This window comes from Leptospira kirschneri serovar Cynopteri str. 3522 CT, from assembly GCF_000243695.2.
Lineage (GTDB): Bacteria > Spirochaetota > Leptospiria > Leptospirales > Leptospiraceae > Leptospira > Leptospira kirschneri.
Window position 1 is genome coordinate 1 of the sequence record NZ_AHMN02000009.1, and the last position, 10,000, is coordinate 10,000.

A 10,000-nucleotide genomic window follows, 5' to 3' on the forward strand; every position below is an offset into this window, starting at 1 on the left:
CAAAACTCGAACATCCAAAGGATTTTGGATCGCTTTTGTTAAATCCCTATAAGTTCCTGGTTCTTCTGCTTGCACAAAAGTAAAGGAACAAAAAAGAAACAAAGAAAAGAGGAATACTTTTTGTAAATCAGTTTGTGTTGAATTCATTGTTCGTTTTTCAGAATTAGTTGCTTTTAATCAGAGTTAGTTTTAGTTCGCTTTTATAGAAGTTGAATCTACGTTCGTCAATTAAAATCAATCTCAAAAGAAATTGAATTCTCTTCGATTTAAAGAGTCAAAAGTATTTCAGTTTAAATCAGAACGTTCTATCCTTTGAAAAAGAAATATTATTCAAAGTAAATTTGGCATTTTGGAAGTAGTTTTCGAATCCTTTCTTTTTCTTCGGATGAGAGTTGATTATCTATTAAATACAACTCTTGCAAATTCTGTAGTTGTCCGATTCCCTCTGGAAGAGTTGTAAGTTGGTTAGTATTCAATTCCAACACTTGTAAGTTCTTCAGCTGTCCAATTTCCTTAGGAAGAGTAGTGAGTTGGTTAGAACCCAAATCCAAAACTTGCAAGTTCTTCAATTGCTCGATTTCCTTAGGAAAAGTTGTAAGTTGGTTATAACTCAAATCCAACGATTTCAAATTCTGTAGTTGTTCAATGTCTTTAGAAAGAGTAGTGAGTCGGTTAGAACGCAAATACAACGTTTGCAAGTTCTTTAATTGTCCGATTTCGTTAGGAAGAATTGTGAGTTGGTTAGAACCCAAATACAAATCTTGCAAATTCTGTAGTTGTCCAATTTCGTTAGGAAGAGTTGTGAGTCGGTTAGTACTCAAAGACAAATCTTGCAACTTTTGTAGTTGTCCAATTTCGGTAGGAAGAGTCGTAAGTTGGTTATCTCTCAAATACAGTTCTTGCAAATTCTGTAGTTGCCTAATTTCTTTAGGAAGAGTCTTGAGTTGGTTATAACTCAAATACAACCGTTGTAAATCCTTCAATTGTTCGATTTCATTAGGAAGAGTCTCGAGTTGGTTATGAATCAACTCCAACACTCGCAAATTCTGTAATTGCCCAATTTCCTTAGGAAGTGTTTTAAGTTGGTTATAACTCAAATACAACCGTTGTAAATTTTTCAATTGTTCGATTTCATTAGGAAGAGTCTTGAGTTTTTGTTGACTCAAATCCAAAACTCGAACATCCAAAGGATTTTGGATCGCTTCTGTTAAATCCATGTAAGTTTTTGGTTCTTCTGCTTGCACAAAAGTAAAGGAACAAAAAAGAAACAAAGAAAAGAGGAATACTTTTCGTAAATCAGTTTGTGTTGAATTCATCGTTCGTTTTTCCGAATTAGTTGCTTTTAATCAGAGTTAGTTTTAGTTCGCTTTTATAGAAGTTGAATCTATGTTCGTCATTTAAAATCTTAAAGAGAATCTAACTCTCTTTGATTTAAATCAGGACGTTCTATCCTATGAAAAAGAAATATTATTCAAAGTAAATTTGGCACTTCGGAAGAAGTTTTCGAATCCTTTCTTTTTCTTCGGATGAGAATTGATTATCTATTAAATACAACTCTTGCAAGTTCTGTAGTTGTCCAATTTCTTTTGGAATAGTTGTAAGTTGGTTATGCCTCAAAAGTAACTCTCGCAAGTTCTTCAATTGCCCTATTTCCTTAGAAAGAGTTGTGAGTTGGTTAGCATCTAAATTCAACTGTTGTAAATTTTTCAGTTGTCCAATTTCATTTGGAAGAATTGTGAGTCGATTATTATTCAAATTCAACTGTTGTAAATTCTTTAGTTGCCCGATTTCTTTAGGAAGAGTTGTAAGTTGGTTATCTCTCAAATACAACTCTTGCAAATTTTGTAGTTGTCCGATTTCTTTAGGAAGAGTCGTGAGTTGATTATTAAACAAATACAACGCTCGCAAATTTTGTAATTGTCCAATTTCTTTAGGAAGTGTTGTAAGGTGGTTATAATCCAGAATCAACCATTGTAAATTTTGTAGTTGCTTGATTTCTTTAGGAAGGTTTTTGAGTTGATTATAGGTTAAATTCAAACTTTGCAAATTCTTTAGTTGTCCGATTACTTTTGGAAAAGCTCCGAGTGGATTTTCATCCAAATTCAAATCATACAAATTCTTTAATTGTCCAATTTCTTTTGGAAGAGTTGTGAGTTTTTGACCATTCAAATCCAAAACTCGAACATCCAAAGGATTTTGAATCGCTTCTGTTAAATCCAAGTAAGTTTTTGGTTCTACTTTTTCCGTTTGAGTCTCGCAAGAAAGATAAATGAGAAACAGAAAGTAAATTGTTATTTTTTGTAAGTGAATCAACGTTATGCGGAAGTTCATAAAGGTTATCCGGACTGAAATTTATTTAAATTGAAAGATAAGTTTCTAAATAAAAATAAAAAGTCATTCAATTTAAACGTTCTTTTATAAATTTCTGTTTGTTTAAAGTTAAAATTGATTCCGGATTTTCTTTTTTAATAAGATTGAATTTTAAATTCTAATAATCTTTTTCTAATTCTTTTTGAATTTCAAAGAGAACAAAAATTCATTGACTAAAGTAAATGGCGTATTACATCTGTGATACAAGAGGTGTTTTTATGATTAGCCTTCGATTACCGCCGGAATTGGAAAAGAAATTATCGGAAGTCGCCAAATTTGAAAATAAAAGCAAATCGGAAATAATTAAAGAGTCTTTAATCTATTATATTGATAACTTTGCTCAAAAACCATCAGCCTATGAATTAGGTAAAAAATATTTTGGCCAATATAAAAGTGGGATTTCGGATAAATCGATAAATCATCAAACGTATATTAAAGACGCACTATTGAAAAAACAAAAAGCCAAATGATAAAAGTAATTATCGATACCGGTCCAATTGTAGCTTTTTTCGATGAGTCTGATATTTACTGTAGTGAAATAAGATCCTTTCTTAAAAATTTTAAAGGACGATTGGTTACGACTTTAGCAGTTGTAACAGAAGTTTCATATTTGTTATCTGACAATAAAAAAGTTCAGAGTTCATTTATCGAATGGGTGAAAGACGGAGCAATTATAATTTTAAACCAAGATAATGAACATTTTCCGTTGATCCATCATCACATGGAAAAATATTCGGATCGACCGATGGATTTTGCAGATGCTTCTCTTATTAGTCTTTCTGAAATTTATGGAATCAAAGATATTTTAACTTTAGATAGTGATTTTCTTTTTTACAAAACTAAAAAAGGAAAAGCTCTAAATATTATTAATCCTAAAATGATTAAGGCTTAAAATAAAGTACGATCGTATAACTTCGTCTCGTCACTTCATTCGAGATCGCTAATGTACCCCTCATTACGAACTAAAGCCACCTAATGAGACCAAAGATACATTCTCGGAAGTTGTCTGTTGCATTATTTGAAAATATACTATTTAAATATAAGGAGTAAAATTGAAACTGCTCCTTAAAAATCGATATTAAAGGATTTTATGCTCTTTCAGCGTTTTTTCGGTTAGCCCTGTAATCTCTAAAACTGTTTTTAGATCCATTCCTTTCCCAAGCATCTTACCGGCGGTTTTCAGTTTCTCTTGCTCAATTCCCTTTTCAATTCCTTTCTCAATTCCCTTTTCGATTCCTTGTTCAATTCCTTTCTCAATTCCCTTTTCGATTCCTTGCTTCACACCTTCTGAAATCAGTTTTTCCGCAGTAGTCACTGTCAACTCCTCATATTTTTCTAGTTTCGATCTTTGAAAAATTACTTTGAACTCCGAAGGTTTCAAATCTCGGACCCAATAGATATACAATAACAATTTCCGTAAGATTGCAACCCTTTTCGATTCTTCCTCAATTTCCAAGAGTAGAGAAAATAAACCTGGTAAGTGAGATATAAACTCCAAATCTCCTTCCCTTATTCTTTGCACCACACCTAAAGTAACTTGAAAGGTTATACTTTCTAACTTCTCTTTCAATTCTACTTTTTTCAGATCGAATAAGTCTATTTTAAAATCGGGGATAAAGTCTTTTAGAATTCCCGTTTCTTGACTTGTTAGGACGAATTGATCCAAAAATCGATTCCCCAATTTCCATTCTTTTTCCCCGTGATAAAATACGAATGGAATTACTACGGAAAGTTTTTCTCCGTTTCTTTGTTGGTTTCGATAGATTTCGGTCATGTATCCGAGTAATTGGATATAGATCGTGTTTTCTAAATAACTTTTGTGTTCGAAGAGTAAATATACATTAGATTTATTACCAGATCTGAGTGGAATTTGAAATAATAGATCGGTCTGTTCTTGTTTTAATTCTTCAGAGACAAAACTAGATTCGGATAGTTCTAAGTTCTCTAAGTTGAGTAATTTTACTACTTCGATCGGTAATGTGTTTTTGAAAAAAGTTGCTGCTTCTTTTTTATCTTGGAATGTTTCTCGAATCAATCGATCATGAGGATTGTTCACTTCGGTCATCTGTTATCTTTTGAATTTAATTTCATTAAGTCAATTTTATTTAGAACTGATCTAAAACTTCAAAAAAGTGTTTGGCTGGTCCAGCAAAAATGCGATTAGTTTTGAGTTCATGATATCTACGAAAAAATCCTATTGTATCACATAAAAATCACTCCAAGTTTAAAAAAATATAGTAACAAGAAGTTGAATCTATGTTCATCATTTAAAATCTCAAAGAGAATCTAACTCTCTTTGATTTAAATCAGGACGTTCTATCCCTTGAAAAAGAAATATTATTCAAAGTAAATTTGGCATTTTGGAAGTAGTTTTCGAATCCTTTCTTTTTCTTCGGATGAGAGTTGATTGTTGTTTAAATACAACTGCAAATTCTGTAGTTGTCCGATTCCCTCTGGAAGAGTTGTAAGTTGGTTAGAACCCAAATCCAAAACTTGCAAGTTCTTCAATTGCTCGATTTCCTCTGGAAGAGTAGTGAGTTGGTTAGAACCCAAATCCAAAACTTGCAAGTTCTTCAATTGCTCGATTTCCTTAGGAAAAGTTGTAAGTTGGTTATAACTCAAATCCAACGATTTCAAATTCTGTAGTTGTTCAATGTCTTTAGAAGAGTAGTGAGTCGGTTAGAACGCAAATACAACGTTTGCAAGTTCTTTAATTGTCCGATTTCGTTAGGAAGAATTGTGAGTTGGTTAGAACCCAAATACAAATCTTGCAAATTCTGTAGTTGTCCAATTTCGTTAGGAAGAGTTGTGAGTCGGTTAGTACTCAAAGACAAATCTTGCAACTTTTGTAGTTGTCCAATTTCGTTAGGAAGAGTTGTGAGTCGGTTAGAACCCAAATCCAACGATTTCAAATTCTGTAGTTGTCCAATTTCGTTAGGAAGAGCTGTAAGTTGGTTATTACCCAAATTCAACGTTTGAAGATTCTTTAGTTGTCCGATTTCCTTAGGAATAGTTTTGAATTGGTTATGAGTCAACTTCAACACTCGAACATTCTTTAATTGTCCAATTTCGTTAGGAAGAGTAGTGAGTCGGTTAGAACCCAAAGACAACTCTTTCAAATTCTCTAATTTCTCAACTTCCTTAGGAAGAATTGTAAATTGGTTATCATGCAAATTCAACTTTCGCAAGTTCTTCAATTGCCCAATTTCCTTAGGAAGAATTGTGAGTTGGTTTTTATTCAAATTCAACTCTTGTAAATTTTTCAATTTTCCGATTTCCTTAGGAAGAGTTTTGAATCGGTTAGCACTCAAATTCAAAACTCGAACATCCAAAGGATTTTGGATCGCTTTTGTTAAATCCCTATAAGTTCCTGGTTCTTCTGCTTGCACAAAAGTAAAGGAACAAAAAAGAAACAAAGAAAAGAGGAATATTTTTTGTAAGTGAATCAACGTTATGCGGAAGTTCATAAAGGTTATCCGGACTGAAATTCATTTAAATTGAAAGATAAGTTTCTAAATAAAAATAAAAAGTCATTCAATTTAAACGTTCTTTTATAAATTTCTGTTTGTTTAAAGTTAAAATTGATTCCGAATTTTCTTTTTTAATAAGATTGAATTTTAAATTCTAATAATCTTTTTCTAAACACTTTAAGAATTTGATTATCTTTTTGGTTTTTGCAGAATTGTAAGACTTGAACCTTCGTAAGATTGAATGTAAATTTTAAGATCGCGTGGAGATTTACCGGTAAACTTAATGCAGGCTCTGTGAAATGAATAATGAGAATTGAAACCACATTCAAGTGCAATATTGAATAAATTATAATCGGTTTTTTTCTTCTTTAATTGATGAACGGGTCGGGTTTGAAAAAGTCTCAGAGCGTTTATGTAAACTCTATTTTACCAACGCGGTCTTGGGTATGTTAGATTTATTTACTGGAAAAGTGTTGCAATATAAGAATCCTACGCCAATTAATTGAACGTGAGTTACATATTTACATTTCTTTTTGTAAAGTATGTATGGGTACGTTCATGAACAAAAGTTCACTAATGTGTCATAAATACCATTATCGGAAGAACCATGTTGCATCACAGAAGAATCTACTCCAGACTGTTTTTGAGAATCATGTAAAAATCTACTCCAAATCTTAGAAGAATCAGTCTAGTACATACTTTCCCGGTACATTATAAAACTGAATCTACGGGAGAGACACATGGTCACGAAGATCTTCAATGAGAGATACCGTTGGGCTTTTAAGAAAGAAAAAAGTCTGATCCTCGATGAATTCGTAGAAGTCACCGAATATAATCGATCCTATGCGAGAACAATCTTACGAGGAACCGAAGGGAAAAAATCTTCTTCAAAACAACTTAGAAAAAAGATTCCTGTTTATGACGAAGAAGTAAGAAAAGCTTTAGAATTTATTTGGGAAGTTCTGGATCGAATTTGTTCAAGGAGAATGAAAGCCACAATCCCGGAAGTCCTAAAACAAATCGAACACCTACAAAACTACCCACTCAACAAACATCTCAAAACAAGACTTCTATCCATCAGCTCTGCAACCATCGATCGTTTACCCAAACGAATTCGATTCAAATTTAGAGGACGCGGTACTTCCACTACAAGACAACCTCGGTTTCTCATTGATAAAATCCCGATCAAAACTTTCGGAGAATGGAAAGATACATCCCCCGGTTTTACCCAAGTGGATCTCATTGCTCATAACGGCGGGAATGTATATGGAGGTTTTTTCTCAACTCTTTGTGCGACAGACGTTTGCACTGGCTGGACTATCTGCATCTTAGTAAAGAACGAAACAGAATTTCAAATGCTAAAAGCCTTTTTCAGGCTCAGAAAAGCATTCCCATTCCCTTTACTCGGAATTCATTCAGACAACGGTTCTGAATTTATCAATGATACGATTCTTCGCTTTGCGGCAAAATATCAGCTTACTTTCCACTCGGGATCGTCCTTACAAAAAGAATGATAACCCACATATCGAACAAAAGAATTATTCAGTAGTTCGAAGAAATACAGGTTATTCGAGACTCGATAAACCGGAACACGCGGACTCCTTAAAAACCTTATATTCTTATCTGAATCTCTACAATAATTTCTTCTTACCCGTAATGATTCTGATAGAGAAACACCGTATCGGATCCAAAGGAATCCGAAAATCCATAATCACCTTATACAAGAGTTTTAGAAAGAAAGGAAGTTTCAAAAATTGTGAAGAAGGAATTGATCTCTTTCTATTCGTCCTTAAATATTTTCGAACTCAAAGAAAAGATCAATCAACTTAAAGCACAGATCGTTCGGTCAGCCGCGCCGATCCGAAATCCAATCTAAAAAGTCAGAATCCGAAGAAAGAAATCACTCATACCATCCCCGTCTGGAGAAGAGAAATTAATTCAGAAACAAAAAGTCCGTTTATCGAAAGACAAAGAATCGAAGAACTACGGCGAGCAACCCAAAAACTCTGGGAAACCAGAAAGTAGTTTACGCCTTTCAAATTTGCTCCTATATTTGGAGTAGATTTTTATATGATTCCCCTCTGCTCTTTCGAGTCGTTTTTTCTTGATGCAAGTCGGGTTAAGCTGGTTTGTGATTGGATTTTTCGAGTTAAGTTTGGATTGATGGAATAACGTGTTTTTATGATATTCGTATATTCGGCTGCCTTAGCTTTTTATGCGACGTGCGTAGATTAATAGTTAGGCGGCAAGCCAGTAAATTTTCTAAAATATTAAGGGACTAAAATTATGAGTTCAATAATCGATAGTCTTTCGGCTTTATCTGTTTCTATCAAAGACTTAATTGCATCAATAGTTTCACCTAAAGGTTTAATTACCTTAGCGTCGCTATTGATTCTTATCATTGTATCTTTAATCGTATATGAATATATAACGGATCAATTGTACCTATCGCGTTATCAACAAAAGTTGATTTTATTTGAAAGAATAGTGTCACTCGATTCGAAAAAAATTGAAGCCGATGAAAATTTACTATTATTGAGAAGAAGCCTAATTGCTGAATTGAATGAATATCAGCCAAAGAAAAGAATCAGCTTAAATACGGATATTGTAATTTCTGAATTTGGCTGGGAAGGATTTTGGAAATTTATATCTGGAGCATTTTTTGGAATTTTAATGCTTTTTTACGGTATTTTTTCAACAGAAGAAGATAAGAAAGATACGATTATAGGCTCAATAATATATTTAGCATTTGTTGGTGGAATTTTTTATTTTATTCCAATAATATTTTTCCCTTGGGTAAATTATTTTCTGTTGCCAATTGTGCCATTTATTCTCTTATTAGGATTTTCAAAAATTTCTAATAATTAAAAACTGGCCATCGCCTAACTTCGTCTCCTCGCTCCGTTCGGGATCGCTAATGCGACCCTCACTGCGGGCTAAAGCCACATTTGCTTTGTCACTCGGTTCGCGGGACTTTCGCTAAGGCTCACGCAAGCCTTCGTGCCAATCCTTCCGCGCGTTTAGCGAGCTCCAGACCGCAAACGTCGAAAAGCCCATTTCGTTTGGCGACAGGCAGAAAGATTTGTTCTTAAGATACTTTATCGATACTAATATTTTCGGAAAACTTATTAAAGATAAGAATTATTTTGAAATTTTTTCCCTTGAAACAAAACGTTATAATGATTTTCCTAATTTGTTTTCCATCTATTTTACACCATTTTCGATTCTTGAATATCTCGGTATAAAAGTAAAAAATCCAAATATTAAGTATAGTTCGAATCTCAAGAAGGAAACAATTGATGCTGAGATTATTAGAATAGTAAATGAAAGTTATCTATATTACATGTCTCAAGTCGAAATTAGAAGAGAATATATTCTCCAGGTTGCGGAGAGTGCTGCATCTTTTGTTGATGAGAAAAACTTTTATTTCGGTTCGTTTTGTGATTACATTGTTAATCATACTACTCTAAAAAAAGATTTAGCACTCCACTTAACAGCGAATTATATTTATAATTTCAGATTTCCAAGTAATTTACGAAGATTTATTTCTGCCCAATTATCCTATGATCTTTTCAGAAATAATATGCTTCCTTATTCAGTTAGTAAATTCCGTTTAATTGAAAGTGACTGGGATACTCAATGGTCCCGATTTAATAATGAATCTGAAGGCAGGCTTTCCCCCTATGACAAAGCGCTTCGACTGAAGGCAAATGGGGATAATGTTGATTGTGATATTATTCATCACGCTGTAATGGGCTTTGAAGATAATCGAAAAACTTATCCTGTGTATATATTTACCGCTGATTCACCGGGAATCGTAGTTCCTCGAATATCCGTTTACAAAGGATTAGTTAGGTTTGTTGATTACTGGATTCATAAAACTAACGCATTCGATGCAAAATACTTTATAAAAAACTCTGAGGGAATAATAGTCTTTATTGACCAAAAAGGAAAGGTTATTGGAAAAAAGAATGTTACTGAAATCCCGACCTTTGGCAAGGCTCCTTAAAAACCTTCTGTCCATCGCCTAACTTCGTTAGTTCCTTCGATTGAAGAGTAAGCGACTAATGAAGCACAGGTTCTTTGAATTGAGGTAACTCCTTCCAAGCAAGCGTCCTCGGCTGCGTTTCCAAAGATTTAAAAAGATCTCTCAAAAACGA

Annotated in this window: 7 protein-coding genes and 5 pseudogenes; 6 read left to right on the top strand and 6 right to left on the bottom strand. The window is 33.4% G+C overall.

The genetic code is table 11. The annotated features are described in order from the left end of the window. The 3 genes and pseudogenes from LEP1GSC049_RS2000000228770 to LEP1GSC049_RS214370 all read right to left on the bottom strand — a co-directional run. Positions 1-147, bottom strand: a pseudogene (locus tag LEP1GSC049_RS2000000228770) (leucine-rich repeat domain-containing protein); the annotation flags it as partial. A 179-nt stretch (positions 148-326) separates the two neighbouring features. Next, positions 327-1,316 (bottom strand): leucine-rich repeat domain-containing protein, encoded by a 990-nt coding sequence (locus LEP1GSC049_RS214375; RefSeq protein WP_016560837.1) that lies wholly within the window; start codon positions 1,314-1,316, stop codon positions 327-329. A gap of 151 nt (positions 1,317-1,467) precedes the next feature. Further along, positions 1,468-2,331, bottom strand: a complete 864-nt coding sequence (locus tag LEP1GSC049_RS214370) for a leucine-rich repeat domain-containing protein (protein ID WP_004758453.1) — start codon at positions 2,329-2,331, stop codon at positions 1,468-1,470. A 257-nt stretch (positions 2,332-2,588) separates the two neighbouring features. Here LEP1GSC049_RS214370 and LEP1GSC049_RS214365 point away from each other — a divergent pair, with 257 nt between their 5' ends. Next, positions 2,589-2,840 carry a ribbon-helix-helix protein, CopG family gene (locus LEP1GSC049_RS214365; protein ID WP_004429706.1) on the top strand — a complete coding sequence of 84 codons (252 nt, stop codon included), beginning with the start codon at positions 2,589-2,591 and terminating at the stop codon, positions 2,838-2,840. Beyond that, positions 2,837-3,262, top strand: a complete 426-nt coding sequence (locus LEP1GSC049_RS06850) for a type II toxin-antitoxin system VapC family toxin (RefSeq protein WP_016747971.1) — start codon at positions 2,837-2,839, stop codon at positions 3,260-3,262. The genes LEP1GSC049_RS214365 and LEP1GSC049_RS06850 overlap by 4 nt, the downstream gene beginning before the upstream one ends. A 186-nt stretch (positions 3,263-3,448) precedes the next feature. Here LEP1GSC049_RS06850 and LEP1GSC049_RS214360 read toward each other — a convergent pair whose 3' ends face one another. The 3 genes and pseudogenes from LEP1GSC049_RS214360 to LEP1GSC049_RS2000000226360 form a co-directional block, all read right to left on the bottom strand. Beyond that, positions 3,449-4,435, bottom strand: coding sequence for an Rpn family recombination-promoting nuclease/putative transposase (locus LEP1GSC049_RS214360; protein WP_004755307.1), 987 nt, complete (start codon positions 4,433-4,435; stop codon positions 3,449-3,451). Positions 4,436-4,707: 272 nt separating this feature from the next. Then, positions 4,708-5,837, bottom strand: a pseudogene (locus LEP1GSC049_RS02000000224690) (leucine-rich repeat domain-containing protein). Positions 5,838-6,029: 192 nt separating this feature from the next. Further along, a pseudogene (locus LEP1GSC049_RS2000000226360) lies at positions 6,030-6,191 on the bottom strand (AraC family transcriptional regulator); the annotation flags it as partial. Here LEP1GSC049_RS2000000226360 and LEP1GSC049_RS2000000229275 point away from each other — a divergent pair. From LEP1GSC049_RS2000000229275 to LEP1GSC049_RS214350, 4 genes and pseudogenes are all read left to right on the top strand, one after another. Continuing rightward, a pseudogene (locus LEP1GSC049_RS2000000229275) lies at positions 6,188-6,346 on the top strand (IS481 family transposase); the annotation flags it as partial. The pseudogenes LEP1GSC049_RS2000000226360 and LEP1GSC049_RS2000000229275 sit on opposite strands and share 4 nt — an antisense overlap. Before the next feature lie 234 nt (positions 6,347-6,580). Next, positions 6,581-7,865, top strand: a pseudogene (locus tag LEP1GSC049_RS2000000227920) (DDE-type integrase/transposase/recombinase). A gap of 261 nt (positions 7,866-8,126) precedes the next feature. Beyond that, positions 8,127-8,708, top strand: a complete 582-nt coding sequence (locus LEP1GSC049_RS214355; RefSeq protein WP_016560846.1) for a hypothetical protein — start codon at positions 8,127-8,129, stop codon at positions 8,706-8,708. A gap of 214 nt (positions 8,709-8,922) precedes the next feature. After that, the gene (locus LEP1GSC049_RS214350; RefSeq protein ID WP_016560842.1) at positions 8,923-9,849 is read left to right on the top strand and encodes a hypothetical protein; all 927 of its coding nucleotides are present in this window, start codon (positions 8,923-8,925) and stop codon (positions 9,847-9,849) included. The last annotated feature ends 151 nt before the right edge of the window (positions 9,850-10,000 follow it).